Origin of the sequence: Actinomadura atramentaria DSM 43919, assembly GCF_000381885.1 — a bacterium.
GTDB classification, from domain to species: domain Bacteria; phylum Actinomycetota; class Actinomycetes; order Streptosporangiales; family Streptosporangiaceae; genus Spirillospora; species Spirillospora atramentaria.
In genome coordinates, this window is the sequence record NZ_KB907212.1 from 1 (window position 1) to 20,365 (window position 20,365).

Here is a 20,365-nt window from a genome sequence, read left to right on the forward strand (position 1 = left end):
AGCGGGCAGCGGGCAGCGGGCAGCGGGCAGCGGGCAGCGGGCAGCGGGCAGCGGGCAGCGGGCAGCGGGCAGCGGGCAGCGGGCAGCGGGCAGCGCGTGGGGTCGGCGGATGGAGATCGGCGTGCGGAGGCCAGCGCGCGGCTCGGCGGCGCAGCTCAGCGAGTGGGGAATGGCGGTGTGGAAGGCGCAAGGCGCGAACCCAAAGGCGCGAACCAGAAGCTAGAAGGCGTGGGCGCGGGAGTTGGGGAGTTGGCGGACGCGATGTGCAATGCGTGGCAGACGTAGCTCGGGACGACGAGCGGAAGCAACGCACGGAGTCCGGCAGCGCAGGCCAGCAAGCGGAAGTCGAGAGCCCGAGGGTCGGGGACGTGCGCGCGAGGACCTGCACGTTCACGTGCGGGTGCGGTCGATCACCGCACGCGGGCCCGGCGGGTGTCTGTCTGCGGGACGCTCGGCTTGCTGCGCTTGGTGAACGCGCTGCCGATCGTGCAGACGTCTTCGCTTCGGGCGGTGCGTCGCGAGCAAGGGACGTGTGCGGTCGGTGTCGCAGTCCGTCCTCGGCTCCGGCGGGCGCGTCGCGAAGGCTCATCAGATGTTCGGGCTCCGCTCGGCGTTGCCGCCGGATCATGCGCTCGGCACACGTACAGGCCCGGCGCCCGCCAGGCCGTCGAGCGTGAGGTGTCCGTCGCCGGCTGCAAGCACGTCGGGAGTTGGTGGTGTCTCGCTTCGGCGTCGCGTTCGCGGAACTCGAGGTCGTCGTCGGCCGGTCAGCGTGGATCGACAGGGCCTGGTGGGCTGCATGGATCGGCAGGTCTTCGCCGGTGGGCGTTAGATCCGGATTGTGGTGTGGCGGTGGATGGTGGCGTCCGGCGGCGTGGCGCGTGGTCGGGAGAGGGCGCGTCCGTGATCGTGATGGGGACGATTTTCTGGGGACAGCTCTGGGGACGAGCGGTGGACAGCCGTTGTCCACTGTTTGTCGATGCTGTGGACGTTCCTTGTCCACACCCTGTGGGCTACGCACGGTGACTGATCGTCACGGCTCATGTCGTTGCTGGTCAGATGGTTATCCACCGGGTTTCCCCACTGGTCGATGTCTTGGGATGAACCTGGGGACGAGCAGTGGACAGCGGTTCGGAGGGCGATGCACAGTCCTGTGCATCGAGTTATCCACAGGGTGTGGATGGCGTGGGTGGTGCCGGGACTGCTCCACAGGCTGGTGTCGGGCAGCGCCCAGATCGGTGTCTCGGCTGCGGAAAGCCCGTCCAACTGGGGATATCGCTGTGGAACGGCACGCCGTAACCGGCCGCTCAGCAGCACCGATGGATGTGGGCGAAGAAACACACAGCCTGTGGATAAAGTCGTCCACCGTCGCGGATGTGTCCCCGCTCTGGTGACGCCGCGAGCAGGCCGCCCGCTGGTCGAGTTGTCCCGGAGAGTCGATCATGCCGGAAAGGGGGAATCCTTCGGTGTGCCGTCCCCGACTCCCGCGCGGTCGGCCGTCCACCGAATCGGCCATCCACCGAACTTGGGAACAGAGGCTCGGCGGTGCATTGATCAGGACGCGGACGATCGGCTCACCCGTTGCCTCGGGCAGATGAGCCGCGCGCCGGTTTCCGGGGTCCGCGCGGTTTCACTGCGCGGAGTGGGCGCTTGCGTGCGTCGGGCTGTGCTGGACAGCGTCGACGTTCGTGTGCGCAGGGCCCTTGCCGGGCGAGGTCGGCGTTCGCGTGCGCGATGCTGTGCCGCACGGGGCGGATGTTCGCGTGCAAGGCTGCGGGCGGGCGGGGGGCTGGCGTTTGCGGTCGCGGGGCCGTACCGGACGGCGGCTGGGTAGTGGTCGACTCGAACGACTGACGCCAGCGCGCGAGTTTGCGCGGCTCGCCGAGAACGCGCAGTCCTCGTGCTTGTCCCGACGCGCGTGCGCAAGGTCGTGCAGGTCCGGGGACGGGTGCGGGTCGGAGGCGGAACGCGCCGCTGGTCCTGGCCCGACGCTCGCGCGTGCGCCGGGGAAGTAATGGCCAAAGGCCGGAAGTAATGGCCAAGGCCGAGCACCCCGTCCGGCATCTGTGGTTACGCGCGCGCTGCGGGCCGAGGGTGGGGACAGCGCCGGGGCGCGGGGGAATGGTGCGCGGGCAGGGCCGGGGCCGGGCCGGAACGGTGCGCGGGTGGGGGCGGGGAAGCTGTTCTCGGCGTGGTGCTGCTTCAGTCGGGCGGTGTGCGGGCGGGGGCAAGGCGGCGGTCCTGGCCGGGTTCATGACCCACATGCGCGTCGCGTCCACCGTCCAGGGCGCGTTCAACCGCGGGGCGGTTCGCTGCCTGTCACGGGTGTGGAGGTTGTTGGCTCTCCTGGGGAGAAGGTTGTCGGCGGTGGTGGGAGTCTTGGATGAGATTCGGTGGGTGGTGGGGTCGATGGCTCCTGGGGGTGTTGGTTTCCTTGGTCGGGTGAAGGGTGGAGCGGCGTCTTGCCGGTGGCGGCCCGAGGTGGTGACATGGCTCTGACCTCGTCAAATAGCGAACATATGTTCGAGTCGGTGGTAGGGTCACGGACTCATGGGGCAGCTTCTGAACGAGCCGGTCATCGCGGAGCACGACCCGGCCGGGCGGCTCACCGCGTATCGCTGGCGGGGCGCGCGGTACACGGTCGACGGCATCGTGAAGTCCTACGGGTCCGGTGTGTACCGGGTGCGGATCAGCGGGGCGAGCGGGCGCGCCATCGCGGAGCTCGGCCGTGACGCCGACCATTGGCGGCTCCGCCACGTCTTCCCCGCCTGACCGGGCGGTCTGGACGCGCGTCGCCGCGCTGCGCGGCGGTGCGCCCCTCGACCTGCTCGCGGCGCGCATCGGGCGGCGGCACTACGCGCCGCACGTTCATGACGAGTACGCGATCGGGGTGTGCGTCGAGGGCCGGGAGACGATGCGCTACCGGGGGGCGCGGATCTGCGCCGAGGCCGGATCGCTCGTCGTCGTTGAACCGGGCGAGACGCATACCGGTGGCCCGGCGGACGCGGCCGGGTTCGCCTACGTCGCGCTCTACCCGGACGCGGCGCTCCTGCGCGAGGCGCTGCCCGGACGGTATGCGCCGCATTTCCGTGACGGCGTGATCCGCGACCGCGGCCTCAGCGCCGCGCTGCGACGCGCGCACCTCGCCCTGCGGCGCGGCGACGATCCCCTTGAAGCGGAAGATCGTCTCCTCGCGATGCTCAACGCGCTCATAGGTCGGCACGCGGACGCCGGGACGGGGCCGACGACCTCGCCGGGACGGGCGCGCGCCGACACGATCGCGCGCGCCGTCGCCGAACGCCTCGCCGACGAGCCCGCGACGCCGCCGACGCTCCAGACGCTCGCGGCCGACCTCGGCCTGTCGCGCTACCAGGTGCTCCGGGCGTTCCGCGAAGCGCGGGGGATGCCGCCGTACGCGTGGCTCGCGCAGCACCGCGTCGCGCGCGCCCGCGCCCTGCTCGACGCGGGCCGCCGCCCCGCCGAGGCCGCCGCCGAGGCGGGCTTCGCCGACCAGGCGCACCTGACCCGCTGGTTCCGCCGCACCCTCGGCGTGACTCCTGGCGCCTACCGCGCCGCCGTCCTGAACCACGCCAGCCACTGACCCCACCGACGCCGCTCCGGGCGGGTCGGGCCGTCGGATGCTCGTGACGCCCGGTTGGGCGTCTGGGGTGCGCGGTCGCGTACTCGGGCCAGCGGTCGGCGGCCCCCTCGTGTCGGGTCAGCGACCCGCGAAAGCTGGTCCGGGTTCTCGCTCGCGTGACGCTTACGCCGACGCGTTGCACGACCGCGCCGGAACCGACCGGGTTCTCGCGGGCGCGTGTGACGTTTGCTCGGGTGCTCAGGCTGAGGGACCGCAGGCTCGGGTCAGCGGTGCGTGACGTCCCGGCCAGGTTTCTCCGGTCGGCGGCCCTTCGTGTGTCCGGGCCAGCGACCCGCGAGGGCCAGTCCGGGTTCTCGCGGGCGCGTGTGACGTTTGCTCGGGTGCTCAGGCCAAGGGGCCGCGGGTTCGGGCCAGCGTGTGTGACCGTCCCGGCTGGGTTCCTCCGGTCAGCGGGGCGGATCGGTGGTCCGGGACGACGGTCGCGGCGTTCGAGTGGATGACCCTCCAGGAGCCGCCCCCGTAGTTCGTCCGCGGGGGAAGTCGCGCGGTATCCGGTCCGCTGTGCTGACTGCTTCCGTTGGGGGATTTGGTGGGGAATGGGTGGTTGAGGGTTGCAATTGCGTTCAAGACTGGGTGGGCGTGGGGTGTGAGGGTTCGTCCTGGATGTGGAGGCTTGGTCTAGGAGGCGTGCGGTGAGTCGGCGCGGGTGGGTCCTGTTCTCGGTGATGTGCGTGCTGTGGGGGATTCCCTACCTGCTGATCAAGGTCGCGGTCGGTGAGGTCTCCGTGCCGATGGTCGTCTTCGCGCGCACGGCGATCGGCACGGTGCTGCTCCTGCCCGTCGCGCTCCGGGCCGGGGGCTTCCGGAAGGTGCGGGAGCACTGGCGGTTCGTGCTGCTGTTCGCGGTGCTGGAGATCCTCGGGCCGTGGGCGCTGCTGTCGGACGCCGAGCGGACGCTGTCGAGTTCGCTGACCGGGCTGCTGATCGCCGCGACACCGATCGTCGGCGTGCTGATCGGCCGCGCCACCGGCGACGCCGAGCGGCTGGGCCCCGTCCGGTGGGGCGGGCTGCTGCTGGGCCTGGCGGGCGTCGCGCTGCTGGCCGGCCCGCGGCTCGGCGGCGGGGACGTGCGGGCGCTCGGCGAGGTCCTGCTCGTCGTCATCGGCTACTCGACCGCGCCGATCGTCATGACGCGCCGCCTCGGCGACGTCCCGAGCCTGGCGATGACGACGTCGTGCCTGGGGACGGCCGCGCTCGTCTACGCGGCGCCCGCCGCGCTGACGCTGCCGGACGCGCTGCCGGACGGGCACGTCCTGGCCGCGCTCGGCGCCCTCGGCGCGGTCTGCACGGCGGTCGCGTTCGTCGTCTTCTTCGAGCTGATCCGCGAGGTGGGGCCGTCCCGCGCGCTGGTGTTCACCTACGTCAATCCGGCCGTGGCGGTCGTCGCGGGGACGGTGTTCCTCAGCGAGACGCTGACGGTCGGCATGGGCGTCTCGTTCGCGCTGATCCTGTGCGGCTCGGTGTTCGCGACGGTGCGGTCGGCACCGCGTCAAGCCGCGGCGGCGGCTGTGGGCGAAGCGCCGATCGAGGCCGGCGGCTGAAAGGCGTGTCGCTGCCCGCTACAGCCCGCAGCGCCATAGGACGATGATCAACGTGGCGACGACCAGCCCCGCCACGCCCGCGACGGTGCCGCCGAGCGCGATGAGCACGGCGCAGCCGGCGGCCGTGAGCAGCGCGGCCGACAGCATCTCGCCGCCGCCGCGGTCGTGTTCGGGCCGGTCGGGCGCGGCGATTTCCCGCTCCCAGAGTCGGAAGTCCTCGTGCGTGCCCACCCGTGGATTATCCGTTGGACGCCGGGGTTCGCGGAGGTGTCCGCGGCGCTACAGCACTGTCCGGATTGGACGTTCGGTCCGATAGTGCCGAGCGGGTGCGGAGCCGCGCGCATCGGTTGCTAGGCTGCGGAGAACCTGGGGGCGAAACTCGCGAGTGATCTCATCGAGATCCTCAGGATGGACTTCATAGTCGAAGGTGAAGGGGTCCCAATCGTGAAGAAGCTGCTTGTTCTCGCTGTGGTCGCTCTCGGTGGGTTCGCCGTCTGGCGCCGGCTCCAGCAGGACCGCGCCGAGCTGGACCTGTGGACCGAGGCGACGTCCTCCGACAACTGATCACGGTTCCGCCGAGAACCGAGGTCGAGGAGAGCGGCCCCGGCGTGACCGGCGCAGCGCGCGCCTGCCCGATCCCGCCGGGTCCTCTGCTCCGGTCTCGCGCGCGTTCCGTCCGACCGAGCCGCGCCGCCGGGTCCGCATCGCCGGATCAAGCCGCGCGGCCGGTTTCCGGTGCCGTGAATCCGGTACGCTGTCCACGTTTTCCGGGGCCATAGCTCAGTTGGCAGAGCACTGGCTTTGCAAGCCAGGTGTCCGGGGTTCGAATCCCCGTGGCTCCACCGATCAGGGGACGAGCTGGAGCGCGCCGACGACGGAGCGGTCCTCGATCCGCCGATGCGCCTCGGCGGCCTCGTCCAGCGCGTACGTCGCGTCGACGCGGGCGGTCACCGTTCCGTCCGCCGCCGCGCGCAGCGCTTTTTCGGCGACGGCGTGCCGTTCGTCCGCCGGGCCGTAGACGATGTTCCAGATGGGGCCGCTGACGGTGAGGCCGCGCGCGAGCAGGTTCATCGTGTCGAGCGGCGTCCACTCCCCGGACGCGAACCCGTAGATGCCGACGCGGCCGCGGCCCGTCGCGGCGGCGGCCAGGGCCTGTTCGCCGATGGTCCCGCCCACGGCGTCCACGACGACGTCCGCGCCGCCGCCCGTCGCGTCCTGGACGCGCTCGACCCAGTCGGGCCGGGAGTAGTCGACGGTGACGTCCGCGCCCGCGTCCGCGGCGGCCGCGAGTTTCGCGGCGTTCGACGCGGCCCCGACGACCCGCGCGACGCCCGCCGCCTTCGCGAACTGGACGAGCAGCGAGCCGAGCCGCCCGCCCGCGGCCGTGACGAGCAGGGAGTCGTCGGGCCGCACCCGCATCGCGTCGAGGATGCCGAGGGCCAGCGCCCCGGCGGACAGCACCGCGACGGCCTGCTCGGCGCCGAGGCCGTCCGGGAGCGCGTGGAGGTCGGCGGCGTCGGCCAGCGCGCGCTCGGCGTACCCGCCCCGGTCGCCGTGGGCGGCGGTCGCGACGCGGCGGCCGAGCCACGACGGGTCCACGTCCGGCCCGACCGCCGTGACGCGCCCGCCGACCTCGAACCCGGCGACGTAGGGCAGCTCCACCGGGAAGCGCCCGGACCGGATGATGGTGTCCGCGTAGAGGACTCCCGCGCGCTCGACGTCCACGACGACCTGGCCGGACGACGGCTCGGGCTCGGGCGCGTCCGCGAGCCGCAGCACGTCCGGCGATCCGTATTCGGACACTCGCACGACCTTCATGGTGACTCCTTCGCTGGATGGGCGGGGAGCCAGGCTGGCCCGCGCCGGGAAGCTCCCACAAGCGGCAGAGTCGAGCATCTGTCTCCATCGAGACACATCGCCGAAAATGGCTCGGTTCCGGCGTCCGGTAACGTCCAGCACCATGACGGCCCGGCCGGACGGACTGCGCGCCCGCCGCACGCGGAAACTGCTGCGGGACGCGCTGATCGAGCTGATCGAGGAGCGCGGCTTCGACCGGATCACCGTCAACCGCCTCACCGAGCGCGCGATGGTGAGCCGCGCGGCGTTCTACCGCGCGTACCGCGACAAGTACCACCTGGTCGAGCAGGTGTTCGAGGAGGCGCTGGACGTCCTGGTCGCGGCCGTCGCCGAGGACGACTGCGTGGACACGCGCGTCGAGCGCTGGATCGGGTTCTTCGAGCACGTCGGGGAGTACCGGCGGCTGTACGGCGCGCTGCTCGGCGACCGGGGGAGCCCGTGGTTCGCGGCGAAGATGCGCGCGACGCTGGAGCGGACGGTCGCGGGGCACTTCCCGGACCCGGCCGCCGACACGCTGACCCCGGCGCTCGTCGCGGCGATGTTCGTGCAGGCCATCACGTGGTGGCTGGAGAACGACCGGCCCGTCTCCGAACGCGAGATCGCCCTGCGGACGATCCGCGTATCGGCGGCCCTCCTCGCCGACGCGGGAATCGGCCGCCCGATAAACGGCTGACCTCCCGATTCCGATGGTGCGGTCCGGACCGCCGAGAGACAGTCGGGTGTGGTCCTCAGCGCGGAGACGTGGCGGCGGCTCACCGCGGACGCGCCCGCGCGGCGCTTCGCGGCGAACGACGTCCTCATGGCCCAGGGCAGCGAACCGGGCTTCGTCCTGTTCCTGGAGGCGGGCCGGGTGAAGGTCGCGCAGCACTCGCCGGGCGGCGACGTCGTGGTGCTCGCCGTGCGCGGCCCGGGGGAGATCATCGGCGACCTGTCCGCGCTCGGCGGCGGCGCGCGCTCCGCGACCGTCACGGCCATCGACGCCTGCGCGACCCGCGCCCTCACCGCCGAGCGGTTCCGCGCCCGCGTCACCGCCCTCGGCCTGCACGGCGAGCTGCTGCGGGGCACCATCGAGCGGTTCCGCGAGGACGAGCGGTGGCGCGCCGAGGCGGCCGCGCTGCCCGCCCGGCCGAAGGTCGCGCGGGCGCTGCTGCGGCTCGCGCTGCCGAACCCGGACGGCGGACTCGACGTCGGCCTCGACCAAGCCGAGCTGGGCCGGACGGTCGGCCTGTCGCGCGGCGTCGTCGCGGCGCAGCTCCGCGCGCTGCGCGCGGCGGGCGTCGTCGCGACCGGGCACCGCCGGATCGTCGTCCACGACCTGGACCGGCTCCGGGCGCTGGCCGCATCGGGTCAGGGGGATGTCTGATTTCGGACAGTCCCCGATCCGGAACCTTTGCAGAGTGGGCGGGCGCGGTGTCCCGGCCGCGCGTCCCCTGGAGAGCCACCGGAGAGCCACGTGGAAACGTTTCGCGCCCTGCTCGCGGTCGACGCGCGCGAGTTCAGCCGCCACCGCGACGTCCAACTGCCCGAACTGAACACCGAGATCTGGAGGATCGTCGAGGACGCGTGCGAGCGCGGCGGGATCGGACCGGTGTTCGCCGCCGCGCCGTTCCGGCAGGACACCGGTGACGGGCTGCTCGCGATCCTGCCGCTGGAGGCGATGGCCGCGCTCGCGGACTCGTTCCCGCGGCACCTGCAGAACGTCCTGGACGAGTCGGCGCCGGACCTGCGGACGCGGGAGATGCGGCTCCGGCTGCGCGCGGCGCTGCACGTCGGGCTCGTGGACGACCGGCGCCCGCGCTCCCCCGGCGTCTCCACCGCCGTCGTGGACGTCTGCCGGCTCCTGGACGCGCGCCCGCTGCGGGACGCGCTGACGACCAGCGACCCCGACGTCACCTACACGGCGTTCCTGTACTCCGCCGAGGTGTTCGCGAACTACGTGCGGGGCGGCCGGACGGGCCTGCGCGAAAGCCAGTTCGCCGAGGTCGGGGCGAAGGTGAAGCAGTTCGACCGGCCCGCGTACCTGTACGTCCCGAAGCCGTCGCGGCGCCCGGACCCGGGGGACTCGCCGGGGGACGGCCCCGGCGAGCCCGCGCCGACCCGGCCCGGCGCGGGGCCGGTCGTGGAGAACGTGCGGAACAGGAGCAAGAACTCCCAGGTCTTCATGGGCAACATGACGGGCGGCAGCATCGAGATGAACGGGCGGTCCTGACGTGGACGGCCCGTGGGTCGGCGACGTCCGCGTGGAGGCGGAAGGCTCGCAGAGCGTCGTCGGCAACTTCATCGACAGCACGGTCGTCCAGAACCTCAAGCAGTACGTGTTGCGCAAACCGTCGATGGTTCTGTCGAACGAGGCGATCGAGGACGGCCTGGCGTCCTACGTGCCGACGGCGAACCACGACGTGATCGTCGCCGCGCTGGCGGACCGCCGCGCCGTGGCGCTGGCGGGGCCGGACGGCTCCGGCCGGACCCTGGCGGGCATCGCCGCGATGCGGCAGCTCGTCCCCGGCCTGCGCGTCCGCCGGTTCGAGACCGAGGGCGAGGACGTCGAGACGATCCCGGACGAGCCGTGGGGCTACCTGCTGCGCGCGGCCGACGAGGATCCCGGCCGGGTCGGGCGCTTCCTGGAGGTCATCGAGGAACGCAAGGGCTACCTCGTCCTCGTCGGCGGCGAGGACGAGCAGCGGCCGTTCGCCGACGTGCTCCCGCCGCTGGCGGTCGAGCCGCCGCCCGCGCTGGAGGTGTACCGGCGGCGGCTGCTCCGGCACGCGCTCGGCGGCACCGGCTGGCCGGAGTGGCCGGCGGCGGCGCGGCTGCTCGCCACCGCGCCGCCCGCCGAGGGGCGGCGGCTGGCGGACGTCGTCGAGGCCGTCCACCGGAGCGGCGGCGACGCCGGCGAGGTCGAACAGGCGTATTCGAGCTGGACCGACCGCTTGGACATGTGGTTCAGGGAGAACCCGGACCCGCAGGACCGGGCGCTGCTCATCGTCGCGGCGGCGCTCGCCCCGGCCGACGAGACCAGCGTCTACACGGCGGCGCGGTCGCTGGCCCGCCACCTGGACGTGCGGCCGCCCGGCGGCGGACTGGCGTGGCGGCCGGCGAAGGGGCTCGCCGCGCTGCTCGACATGGAGAAGCGCGACGGCGAGCTGGAGTTCACGCGGTACGGGTTCGCAGAGTCGGTGATCCCGCACGTCCTGGACGAGTATCCGCTGACGCACTCGGACCTGTTCTCCTGGCTGGCGGAACTGCCGACGATCGACGTGACGCTGCCGAAGCGGCTGCGGCAGCGGCTCGCCGGGGTCTTCGCGGACCTGGCCGCCGACCACGGGCACGTCGAGGCGGTCCTCGACGCGATGCCGCGCTGGGTCGGCGCGGGCGGTTCGGACCTGGCGTTCGTCGCGCTGTCGCGGATCTGCGTGCATCCGCGCGCCGGCGGCCGGGTGCGCGGCCGGATGTACGACTGGTCGCGGGACGAGCAGGCGTCGGACCAGTTCCGCGCCGTCCTCGCGGAGACCTGCGGGGTGCTCGGCGAGGCGCTGCCGACGGTGGCGCTGACCCGGTTGAAGCATCTGGCGGCGTTCGGCGGCGCGGAGGTCCGCCGCATCGTCGCGGGCGTCGCGCTCGGCATCGCGGAGAAGGAGCCGGAGACCGTCCTGAACGCCGCGCTCGACTGGTGCGGGAGCGGCTGGAGCGCCGCCCCGCAGGCCGCGCGCCGCCGCGCGGTCGGCGCGCGGCTGTTCCTCGAACTCGCGGGGCGGGCGGACGAGCGCGGCGTGCCGGTGCCGCTGTCCCGCCGCCACGCGCCCCCGCGCCGCCTCGCGCGGGGCTGGCGCGCGGCCCTGACCGAGTGGGAGGCGAACCGCGACCCGCTGTTCTTCGACGTGGTGAACGCGTGGCTGGACGCGGCGGTCCTGGTCCCCGCGCTGGCGGAGGACGTCGTCGCGCCGATGCTCGCGGTCGAGGGCGGCGACCCCCGGCACGCTCGCGCCGAGACCGCGCTGTTCCTGACGGTCGCCCGCCGCATGGACGCGCGCGGCGCGCCGGTCGCGCTGCTCGGCGGCACCGCGGACCGCGCGCGGCTCGCCGCCCGGTGGCGCGCGGCGGCGGACGCGATGGACGACGACGTGCCGGTTCTGCCGGTGGCGGACTCCTGGACGGCCGCGGCCGCGGCGGTGCCCGACAGCGGCGCGCTCATCGTCGACGTCCTGCTGACGGCCGCGGAGTCGGCCGGGACAGCGGCGGGCGTCCGGCTGTTCCTGGCCGTGGCCGGGCGCGCGGACGCGCGGGGCGTCCCGGTCGTGCTGTTCGGCGGGGCCGCGGACCGCTCACGGCTGATCGCCCGGTGGACGGCGGCGCTGGACGCGTGGCCGCGGGACGCCCCGGTGCTGTCGGCGCTGGACGTGTGGGCGGCCGGGACGGCGTCGCCCGAAGCGGGTCCCGTCGTCGTGGACGTCCTGCTCACGGCGGCGGCGTCGGCGTCGAAGGTCGCGGGCGCGCGGTTCTTCCTGGCGCTCGCGCGGCGGACGGACGCCAACGGCGTGCCGACCGTGCTGGCCGACCCGTCCGCGGCGACGCAGGCCGGACGGGCACGGCTCGTCACGGCGTGGCGGCTCGCGCAGCGGAACTCCGGCGGGGAGTTCTTCGACACGGTGCGCGACTGGCTGGACGCGGCGGTGCGCGTGCGGGCGCTCCACCGGGTCGTCGTGAACATCCTGCTGACGGCGGCGTCGGGCGGCCCGGCGGCGAGTCCCGGCGGTGCGGCGCTGTTCCTGGCGGTCGCCGAACGCGTCGATCCGCAGGGCGCGCCGCTCGCCCTCGTCCACGACGCGGACGCGCTGACGGACGCGTGGCGCGCCGTGCTGGCGGACGACGCCGGGTCCGCGGCGGCGTCGCGGGTCCTGACGACGTGGTTCGGCGCGGGGGCCGCCGTCCCGGCGGTGCTGGAGACGGTCACCGACGTCCTCGTCGGCGCGGTGGCCGGGGACGTCGCGCGGGAACTCGCGCTGGTCAGCGCCGTGTCGGCGTGGGCGGGCCGCAGGCGGGACCGCCGGGCGGCGAAGGAGGCGGTCCTGGTCCGCCTCCTGCAGCCCCGGTGGAAGCGGTACGCGCTCATCGCGTGGATCACGGTGCGGGACGCCGCCGGGGGATGATCCCCGGCGGCGCCCCGCCGCGCTACGTGAAGTAGCGCAGGGCCACGTAGGCCCAGGCCATCGTCGTGCTGAGGAGGGTCACGACGATTCCGTAGCGGGTGAACTCCCAGAAGGAGATCCGGTTGCCGGTGCGGGCCGCGATGCCGAGGGCGACGACGTTGGCGCTCGCGGCGACGGCCGTGCCGTTGCCGCCGAAGTCCGCGCCGAGCGCGAACGCCCACCACAGCGCCTCGCCGGTCGCGGCGTCGGGCGCGCCCGCGACCAGGTCCTCCACGATGGGGGCCATCGTCGCGACGTAGGGGATGTTGTCGAAGAACGCGCCGAGCAGCGCCGAGCCGAACAGCAGGCCGGTCGCGGCGGCGAAGTGGTCGTCGCCGACGAAGTCCACCGTCCAGTCCCCGACGGTCCTGATGACACCGGTGTGCGTCAGGCCCGCGACCATCGCGAACAGTCCGGCGAAGAAGACGAGCGTCGGCCACTCGACCTCGGCGAGGGCGTCGGAGACGTCCTCGCGGGCGACGAGGATCATGACGCCCGCGCCGACGAGCGCGACGATCGACGGCTCGACGTGCAGGACCGAGTGCAGCGCGAACGCGGCGACGACGCCCGCCATGACGACGAGGCACCGCGCGAGCCGCGCCGGGTCGGTGATGGCGCGCCGCTCCTGGAGCGCCATGACCTCTTCGACGTTCGTCGCGTCCACCCGGAACGCCGACCGGAACAGCAGCCGCGTCAGCAGCACGAACGCGATGAACACGAGCACCACGACCGGCGCCATGTGGACGAGGAAGTCGTTGAACGTCAGCCCCGCGCGGCTGCCGATGATGATGTTCGGCGGGTCGCCGATGAGCGTGGCCGCGCCGCCGATGTTCGAGGCGAGCACCTCGGCGATGAGGTAGGGCTGCGCGGGCAGGCCGAGCCGTTTGCAGACGACGACGGTCACGGGCGCGACCAGCATGATCGTCGTGACGTTGTCCAGGAACGGCGACGCGACGGCGGTGATGGCCATCAGCATGACCATCAGCCGGTACGGCCGGCCGCGCGAGCGCTTGGCGGCCCAGATCGCGAGGAAGTCGAACGCGCCGGTCCGCCGCAGGATTCCGACGATGATCATCATCCCGAAGAGCAGGAAGATGACGTTCCAGTCGATGCCCGCGTGCTCGGAGAAGAAGATCTCCGCGCCGGGGACGAGGCCGAGGACGGCCATCGCCCCGGCCGCGACCAGCACGACCTTGACCTTGTCGACCTTCTCGGTGGCGATGAACGCGAACGCGACGACGAAGATGCCGAGCGCGAGCCCGCCGCTCATCGCGGCGCCCCCGTCAGCCGGGCTCGACCAGCGCGAGCTGCGCGACGAGCCGGTCCAGCAGGATCGCGCCGGTCAGGACGCCGGTCGCGTCGACCACCGCGACGAGCGGGCTGCGGGCGCTCGCCATGAGTCCCGCGACCTCCAGCAGCGTCGCGCCGCCGCGCACCGTGACGGGCCGGGTCTTGGGCGAGGCCAGGCAGTCCCCGACGGTCATCTCGCCGATCTCCTGCCAGAAGCGGTCGGCGTGGGCCTCGTCCACCGTCCGCGTCAGCGCCGCGTCCTCCTGATAGGCGCGCGGCACGACGAGGCGCAGGACCTGCGTGCCGGGCAGGACCTGGACGGGCCGGCGGGATCGGTCCACGACGATCAGTCCGGGCAGTCGGCCGAGCCCCATCACCCGGACGGCCCGCGCGACGGGGTCCGCGAGGGTCACGGTGGGGATCTGGACGGCGATGTCGCGTGCCTGCATGGCGTCCTTTCGGGCGGTGCCCGGTCTCAACGACGAGAATGACGGTGTCCTCCCAGGAGATTTCTCCCTTTCAAGCCTGGGTGAGACCGCTTCGTCCTTATATCGGGGCTGACACCCATATCCGCCGGTCGCGGGCATGCAGACGGCGCGGGGAGCGTTCCTGATGGACGGACGCCCGCCGCCCGACGAGACTGGGGGAGCATGAGCCCGACCCGCATCCTGCTCGCCGACGACCACGCGCTGGTCCGGCGCGGCCTCCGGCTGATCCTGGACGCCGAGCCCGACCTGACCGTCGTCGGGGAGGCCGCCGACGGGGCCGAGGCCGTCCGCGCCTACGACCCCGAGGCGGTCGACCTGGTCGTGATGGACATCGCGATGCCCCGGATGACCGGGCTCCAGGCCGCGCGGGAGATCACCCGGACGTCGCCGGACGCGCGGGTCCTCATGCTGTCGATGTACGACAACGATCAATACTTTTTCGCCGCGCTGAAGGCGGGCGCGTGCGGCTACGTCCTCAAGTCCGTCGCGGACCGGGATCTGCTGGAGGCGTGCCGCGCCGCGACGCGCGGCGAGCCGTTCCTGTACCCGGGCGCGGTGACGGCGCTGATCCGCGAGTACCTGCGCCGCGACTGGGCGGGCGACGCGCCCGACAGCGTGCTGACGCCCCGCGAGGAAGAGGTCATCAAGCTGATCGCGGAGGGCCACTCGGCCAAGGAGATCGCCGCGACCCTGTCGATCAGCGTGAAGACCGTCGACCGGCACCGCGCGAACGTCCTCGCCAAGCTGGGCCTGCGCGACCGGGTGGAGCTGACGAAGTACGCGATCCGCGTCGGACTCGTCGAGCCCTAGATCGGCACGGCCAGGCGGACGCGGGTGCCGCCGCCGGGCCGCGCGTCCACGGTCAGCCGCGCGCCGACGAGCAGCGCGCGCTCGCGCATCCCGCTGATCCCCGCGCCCTCGCGGCCGGGCGGCCCCGAGCCGTCGTCGGCGACGGTCAGCACGGCCGCGCCGTCCTCGACGGCCAGCGCGAGTTCGGCGCGCCGCGCGCCGGAGTGCCGGGCGACGTTCGTCAGGCTCTCCTGCGCGACCCGGTAGACGACCAGTTCCGCGTCCGCGCCGAGGTCCGGGACGTGCTCCAGCCGCCGCTCGACCGCCAGCCCGCCGGTGGAGAAGTCGCCCGCGAGGGCCGTGAGCGCGCTCGTCAGCCCCAGGTCCTCCAGCACGCCGGGCCGCAGCCGCCGCGCGACGCGCCGCACCTCGACCAGGCTCGCCCGGACCTCCTCCTGGACGGCGGCGAGGTCGTCGGACAGGTCGGCCGGGGCGCGGTCGGCCAGCGGTTTCAGCGCGAGCAGCACGACGGTGAGCGTCTGCCCGATCTCGTCGTGCAGCTCGCGCGCGATGCGGCTGCGCTCGCTCTCCTGCGCCGCGAGCACGTGGGCGGTGCGCGCGCCGCGTTCGGCCTCGACGCGGTCGAGCAGCGCGTTCAGCGTCGCGACCAGGTCCGTCAGGTCGCCCTGGCCGCCGACCGCGAGCCGGTCCCCCGAGTGCAGCGCGCCGACCCGCGCGACCAGCGCGTTCAGCCGGACGAGCGGCGCGAGGCTCGACCGCAGCAGCAGCGCGTTCGCCGCGACCATCAACGCGAGGCCGCCGGTGAGGACGGGCAACTCCCCCGCCAGCACCGGCGACGACACGGTGGCGGGGGACAGCGCGAGGATCGTCGTCCCGGCGACGAAGATCACTCCGTTGCTCGCCAGGATGCGCCAGAACAGCGCGGACGCGGGGGTGCGGGTGCTCATGATCTCCCCACCGTACGCGCGGGGTCAGGGCCGCCCGCGGCTCCCGAGGACGCGTCTGGCGAGCCGGTACGCGGTCAGCAGCGCGACGAGGAGCACGACGATCAGCGCCGTGCTGATGGCGACGTCCACCACCCGGACCTCCCTTCCCTGCGGCGGTTGCGCGGTTCGCCGGGCCGGGAGGGAGCGCGGCTGATCTCGGGTATGACGGTCGAACGGAACGTACCCGTAGGTTCCGCACGCGGAACCGAACCGATCGTCAAGACCGGGTCGACGGCTGCTCGAAAAGAACGGTCGTACCGCCCCAAAATGGGGCCGCGCGCAGCGGGAAGCACGACTTTCCGCCGGGACGGGGCATAACCAGACCCCGCCCCGACGTTAGACTGGACGAATCACTCTTACGACGCTGAACGCGTCCGGCTCGTCCTTGCGGCCCACAGACACTCGGTCGTGGTGCCTTTCGAGAGACGTGCCCCCCTCTCGGAAGGTATTGCGTGACCAACGTTCCTGCTGCCCGTGACCTCGACGCGTCCACCGACGCCACGGTCCCGTCCTTCGCCGAGCTCGGCCTGCCCGCCGAGCTCATCGCCGCGCTCGCCCGCCAGGGCATCGACGCGCCGTTCCCGATCCAGGCCGCCGCCATCCCCGACGTCCTGGCCGGCCGCGACGTGCTCGGCCGCGGCAAGACCGGCTCCGGCAAGACCCTCGCCTTCGGGCTCCCGCTGCTCGCCCGCCTGTCCGGCCGCCGCGCCGCGGCCAAGCGCCCCCTCGGGCTCGTCCTCGTCCCGACCCGCGAGCTGGCCCAGCAGGTCCAGACGAACCTGGAGCCGCTCGGCCGGTCCCTCGGCCTGCACTTCAAGACCGTCATCGGCCAGACGTCGATGTTCAAGCAGATCGACGCGCTGCGCCGCGGCGTCGAGATCCTCGTCGCCACGCCCGGCCGCCTCAAGGACCTCATGCGCCAGGGCGCGTGCGACCTGTCCGACGTCGAGGTCGTCGTGCTGGACGAGGCCGACCACATGGCCGACATGGGCTTCCTGCCCGACGTCACCGACATCCTCGACCAGGCCAAGCCCGGCGGGCAGCGGCTGCTGTTCTCCGCGACGCTCGACCGCGACGTGGACGTCCTGGTCAAGCGGTACCTCAACGACCCGGTGACGCACGCCATCGGCCCGGTGGACGAGTCCGTCGACACGATGGACCACCACCTGCTGCTCGTCGCGCCCAAGGAGAAGGGCACGATCACCGCCGAGATCGCCAACCGCGAGGGCCGGACGATCCTGTTCGCCCGCACCAAGCACGGCGTGGACCGGCTCGCCAAGCAGCTCACCGACGTGGGCGTCCGCGCGGCGGGCCTGCACGGCGGCAAGAGCCAGGGGCTGCGCACCCGGACGCTGCACGAGTTCCGCGAGGGCTCCATCAACGTCCTGGTCGCGACGGACGTCGCCGCGCGCGGCATCCACGTGGACGACGTGTCGCTGGTCATGCACGTCGACCCGCCCGCCGACCACAAGGACTACATGCACCGCGCGGGCCGCACGGCGCGCGCGGGCGAGAAGGGCACCGTCGTCACGCTGGTGCTGCCGCACCAGGTCCGGTCGACGTCCGCGATGACGCGCCGCGCCGGGATCGAGGCGCCGCGCACCCGCGTGGCGTCCGGCGACGACCGGCTGGTCGCGCTGACCGGGGCGCGCATCCCGTCCGGCGTGCCGATCGAGGAGCCGCTGATCCCCGAGCGGCCGCGCCGCGCCGAGGGCCGGGGCGGGCGTCCCGGCGGACGCCGCGGCCGGTACAACGGCGGCGGGCGGCGCGGCGAGCGCCGCGAGGGCGGCTTCGACGGCCACCGCGACGGCGACCGGCAGGGCTCGGGCGACCGCCAGGGCTCCGGCGAGCACCGCGCGTACGGCGGCGACCGGCGAGGCTCCTACGGCGAGCGCCGCGGCGGCGGCTTCGCGGGCCGCCGGAACGGCACCCGCCGCGAGGGCGGCGACCGCAGCCCGGCCCGCTCCAGCTAAGGAACACCCCGAAGCCCCGGCCACCCGGCCGGGGCTTCGGCATGTCCGCGCTCGGACCGCGCCCCGCAGCCGCCGTCCGTCCGCGCGCCCCGCGTCCGCGTCGGGCACGGCGTGCGGCCCCTGCCTGTCTTCCACAGCGTCGCGCGTGTTCCGCCCGTGTCAGGCGTCGCGCGGTTCCCGCCCGTCGGGCGGCGCCGTCCGGCACTGCGCCGCGTCCGCGTCCGGCGCGGCGTGCGGCTGCGCTGTGTCGCCACCGCGTCGAGCGTGCTGTGCGGGTGGCGGCGACCGCGTCGGGTGCGCGGTGTTCGGGCCGCGCTGAGTTCGCCAGGCGCGGGGCGATGGTTCAGGAGCGGCGCGCGGGGTTCGCGGCGGGCCGGGTCAGTGGGATTCTTCGAACGGGTCGGGGTCCTCGGCCAGTTCGGCGGCGGCGCGTTCGACGGTGCGTTCGGCCTCGAGCTCGACGGCCTGCTCGGCGAGGCGGGCGCGGTCCTCGGCGCGGAGGCGGTCGGAGAGGATCTGGAGCCCCGGCATCCCGTCCATCGCGAGCAGCGCCAGCTCGTCGGCGGGGACCGCGGTCTGGCCGCGCAGCGGCGGCTGCCAGCCCAGTTCCGGGTCGTGGCTCCGCAGGATCTTGGCGGGGACGCCGCCGATGACGGCGTGGTCGGGGAACTCGCCGCGCACCACCGCGCCGCCCGCGACCGCGACGTTCCGGCCGAGCCGCGTGCCCGGCAGGATGATCGCGCCGGTGCCGATCCAGCAGCCGTCCCCGATGACGACGGGGTTGTTCTCCGGCCACTGCCGCCCGATGGGCATCCCGAGGTCGCCGTAGGTGTGGTTCTGGTCGGTGATGTAGACGTTCGGGCCGGTGAAGACGTCGTTGCCGATCTCGATCGACTGGTGCCCGACGATGTGCGTCCCGCGCCCGAGGGAGCAGCTCCCGCCGATCCGCACGATGACGTCCGGGCCGAGGTCCAGGCCCGGGACGAACCCGGCGGAGATCGTGACGTGCGTGCCGACGAGGGTGTGGTCCCCGATCGAGATCCACGGCTCGCCGTAGATCGCGCCGATCGGGAAGCCGATCGCGGCGCCCTCGCCGAGGTAGGCGAACCGGCGTCGCCCCGGGGTCTGCGGCGTGATCTCGCCCTGCCGCTGCATCCACTCCCAGCCGCGGTGGACGGCGGAGTGCAGCCCCTGCCGGACCCGGCGCTTCAGCCGGGCGCCGACCTCGGCGCCGAGGGATTCCGCCCGGCCGCGATTCGCTGACATGCGTTCACGGTACCGGTTGGGCATAAATGTCGGTATCGGGGCATTCGGCGGCCGAACGGCGGAGAGCCCGGCCGGACGGCCGGGCTCCCGGATGCACTGCCGCCGGACGGACCGGCGGCCCGATCAGGACGACGCGGAAGCGCCGCCCCCCGTGCTGGAACCCGTGTTCGAGTCGGAGCCCGCGACCGGTTCGGGCTCGGTCGTCGACTCGTCGAACGGCTCGGTGTTGGCCCGCCGGGTCATGACCGCACCGGCCAGCCCGACGATCGCCGCCACCGCCAGCCCGGTGAACATCACCCGGCGCACCCGGCCGCGCCGCCGCTCCGGCGGCTCGACGCGCTGCGCCGTGTCGGCGAGCAGCGCGCTGACGCGCGGCCCGAGCTCGTCGTCGACGTACTTGGCGGCGCGCTCCAACTGGGGAGCGCTCCAGGCGCGGGCGGCCAGCAGCCGGTCGGCCGTGACCTCGCGCGTCTGGCGCGCCGCCGGGCCGATCCGGTCCGCGGCGACCGACGCGCCCTGCCGGGCGGCGTCCACCCCGTTCATGACCGTTCCCTGGGCCCGGTCCAACGTGGCGCGGACGTCCGCCTTGCGCTTGCCGCGGTTACTCAATCTGAGGGACACGCTAACCTCCCTGTTTGCGAGGTCCTGTCCTGCAGCCTTCCCCGCGGACGGGTGGTAAACCCTGCGGGGGTGGTCACGCGGTGACGCGGCGCGACCGAACCCGATCCCACCAACGAGGAGGCGGCCCACCAGTGGCTGAGGAAATCTTTGCGACGCTGAACACGACGGCCGGCAAGATCGTCGTCCAGCTCTATCCCGAGCAGGCCCCCGAGACCGTGGCGAACTTCGTCGGGCTCGCCGAGGGCGGCAAGCCGTGGACGAACCCCGCCACCGGCGAGAAGTCGGAGGCGCCGCTCTACAACGGCACGATCTTCCACCGGGTCATCCCGGACTTCATGATCCAGGGCGGCGACCCGCTCGGCAGCGGCCGCGGCGGCCCCGGCTACCAGTTCAAGGACGAGTTCCACCCGTCCCTCAAGTTCGACCGCCCGTACCTGCTGGCGATGGCCAACGCCGGGCCCGGCACCAACGGCTCGCAGTTCTTCATCACGACGAACGTGCAGAACACCCGGCACCTGACCGGGCGTCACACGATCTTCGGGAAGGTCATCGAGGGCACGAACGTCGTGGACGCGATCTCCGCCGCGCCCACCGGTGCGATGGACCGCCCGCAGCAGGACGTCGTCATCGAGTCGGTGACGATCGAGCGCCGCCAGTCGTAGTACAGGGTGAGACCCGACCCCGGC

Annotated in this window: 18 protein-coding genes and 1 tRNA gene; 12 read left to right on the top strand and 7 right to left on the bottom strand. The window is 73.5% G+C overall.

Annotated features, from left to right (window positions below):
• Window positions 1–2,550 precede the first annotated feature (2,550 nt).
• From G339_RS0113330 to G339_RS33570, 3 genes are all read left to right on the top strand, one after another.
• On the top strand, window positions 2,551–2,772 hold the full coding sequence (locus G339_RS0113330; RefSeq protein ID WP_019631582.1) for a hypothetical protein: 222 nt from the start codon (window positions 2,551–2,553) through the stop codon (window positions 2,770–2,772).
• Window positions 2,729–3,601 carry an AraC family transcriptional regulator gene (locus G339_RS0113335; protein ID WP_019631583.1) on the top strand — a complete coding sequence of 291 codons (873 nt, stop codon included), beginning with the start codon at window positions 2,729–2,731 and terminating at the stop codon, window positions 3,599–3,601. Before G339_RS0113330 ends, G339_RS0113335 begins: the two co-directional genes overlap by 44 nt.
• A gap of 692 nt (window positions 3,602–4,293) precedes the next feature.
• Window positions 4,294–5,202, top strand: coding sequence for a DMT family transporter (locus G339_RS33570; RefSeq protein WP_019631584.1), 909 nt, complete (start codon window positions 4,294–4,296; stop codon window positions 5,200–5,202).
• An 18-nt stretch (window positions 5,203–5,220) separates the two neighbouring features.
• On the opposite strand, the gene G339_RS0113345 is transcribed toward G339_RS33570, so the two are convergent.
• Entirely contained in the window at window positions 5,221–5,433 is a 213-nt protein-coding gene (locus G339_RS0113345) for a hypothetical protein (protein WP_019631585.1), read from the bottom strand.
• 213 nt (window positions 5,434–5,646) lie between these two features.
• Here G339_RS0113345 and G339_RS40400 point away from each other — a divergent pair, with 213 nt between their 5' ends.
• Window positions 5,647–5,766, top strand: a complete 120-nt coding sequence (locus G339_RS40400) for a DLW-39 family protein (protein ID WP_240489804.1) — start codon at window positions 5,647–5,649, stop codon at window positions 5,764–5,766.
• Between the two features lie 205 nt (window positions 5,767–5,971).
• Window positions 5,972–6,044, top strand: a tRNA-Ala gene (locus tag G339_RS0113355).
• 4 nt (window positions 6,045–6,048) lie between these two features.
• Here the strand turns inward: G339_RS0113355 and G339_RS0113360 are convergent.
• The gene (locus tag G339_RS0113360) at window positions 6,049–7,020 is read right to left on the bottom strand and encodes a zinc-binding dehydrogenase (protein ID WP_019631587.1); all 972 of its coding nucleotides are present in this window, start codon (window positions 7,018–7,020) and stop codon (window positions 6,049–6,051) included.
• Window positions 7,021–7,162: 142 nt separating this feature from the next.
• Here G339_RS0113360 and G339_RS0113365 point away from each other — a divergent pair, with 142 nt between their 5' ends.
• The 4 genes from G339_RS0113365 to G339_RS0113380 all read left to right on the top strand — a co-directional run bounded on the left by G339_RS0113365 (window position 7,163) and on the right by G339_RS0113380 (window position 12,206).
• Window positions 7,163–7,732 (top strand): TetR/AcrR family transcriptional regulator, encoded by a 570-nt coding sequence (locus G339_RS0113365; RefSeq protein WP_019631588.1) that lies wholly within the window; start codon window positions 7,163–7,165, stop codon window positions 7,730–7,732.
• A gap of 48 nt (window positions 7,733–7,780) precedes the next feature.
• A complete protein-coding gene (locus G339_RS0113370) occupies window positions 7,781–8,422 on the top strand; it encodes a Crp/Fnr family transcriptional regulator (protein WP_019631589.1) in 642 nt (213 codons plus the stop codon).
• 90 nt (window positions 8,423–8,512) lie between these two features.
• Window positions 8,513–9,268 carry a hypothetical protein gene (locus tag G339_RS0113375; RefSeq protein WP_019631590.1) on the top strand — a complete coding sequence of 252 codons (756 nt, stop codon included), beginning with the start codon at window positions 8,513–8,515 and terminating at the stop codon, window positions 9,266–9,268.
• 1 nt (window position 9,269) lies between these two features.
• Window positions 9,270–12,206, top strand: coding sequence for a hypothetical protein (locus tag G339_RS0113380; protein ID WP_026341411.1), 2,937 nt, complete (start codon window positions 9,270–9,272; stop codon window positions 12,204–12,206).
• Window positions 12,207–12,228: 22 nt separating this feature from the next.
• On the opposite strand, the gene G339_RS0113385 is transcribed toward G339_RS0113380, so the two are convergent.
• Window positions 12,229–13,515, bottom strand: a complete 1,287-nt coding sequence (locus G339_RS0113385; protein WP_019631591.1) for an ArsB/NhaD family transporter — start codon at window positions 13,513–13,515, stop codon at window positions 12,229–12,231.
• Window positions 13,516–13,528: 13 nt separating this feature from the next.
• Window positions 13,529–13,984, bottom strand: coding sequence for a CBS domain-containing protein (locus tag G339_RS0113390; protein ID WP_019631592.1), 456 nt, complete (start codon window positions 13,982–13,984; stop codon window positions 13,529–13,531).
• 201 nt (window positions 13,985–14,185) lie between these two features.
• Here G339_RS0113390 and G339_RS0113395 point away from each other — a divergent pair, with 201 nt between their 5' ends.
• Window positions 14,186–14,833 (top strand): response regulator, encoded by a 648-nt coding sequence (locus G339_RS0113395; RefSeq protein WP_019631593.1) that lies wholly within the window; start codon window positions 14,186–14,188, stop codon window positions 14,831–14,833.
• Here the strand turns inward: G339_RS0113395 and G339_RS0113400 are convergent.
• Window positions 14,830–15,780 carry a sensor histidine kinase gene (locus tag G339_RS0113400; RefSeq protein WP_019631594.1) on the bottom strand — a complete coding sequence of 317 codons (951 nt, stop codon included), beginning with the start codon at window positions 15,778–15,780 and terminating at the stop codon, window positions 14,830–14,832. The genes G339_RS0113395 and G339_RS0113400 overlap by 4 nt on opposite strands.
• Before the next feature lie 491 nt (window positions 15,781–16,271).
• Between G339_RS0113400 and G339_RS0113410 the strand changes: the two genes are divergently transcribed.
• Entirely contained in the window at window positions 16,272–17,792 is a 1,521-nt protein-coding gene (locus tag G339_RS0113410; protein ID WP_019631596.1) for a DEAD/DEAH box helicase, read from the top strand.
• A 378-nt stretch (window positions 17,793–18,170) separates the two neighbouring features.
• Here G339_RS0113410 and G339_RS33575 read toward each other — a convergent pair whose 3' ends face one another.
• A complete protein-coding gene (locus tag G339_RS33575) occupies window positions 18,171–19,058 on the bottom strand; it encodes an acyltransferase (RefSeq protein ID WP_019631597.1) in 888 nt (295 codons plus the stop codon).
• A gap of 123 nt (window positions 19,059–19,181) precedes the next feature.
• Window positions 19,182–19,601, bottom strand: a complete 420-nt coding sequence (locus G339_RS0113420) for a hypothetical protein (protein ID WP_157407642.1) — start codon at window positions 19,599–19,601, stop codon at window positions 19,182–19,184.
• A gap of 209 nt (window positions 19,602–19,810) precedes the next feature.
• On the opposite strand from G339_RS0113420, the gene G339_RS0113425 reads away from it, so the two are divergent.
• The gene (locus G339_RS0113425) at window positions 19,811–20,341 is read left to right on the top strand and encodes a peptidylprolyl isomerase (RefSeq protein ID WP_019631599.1); all 531 of its coding nucleotides are present in this window, start codon (window positions 19,811–19,813) and stop codon (window positions 20,339–20,341) included.
• The last annotated feature ends 24 nt before the right edge of the window (window positions 20,342–20,365 follow it).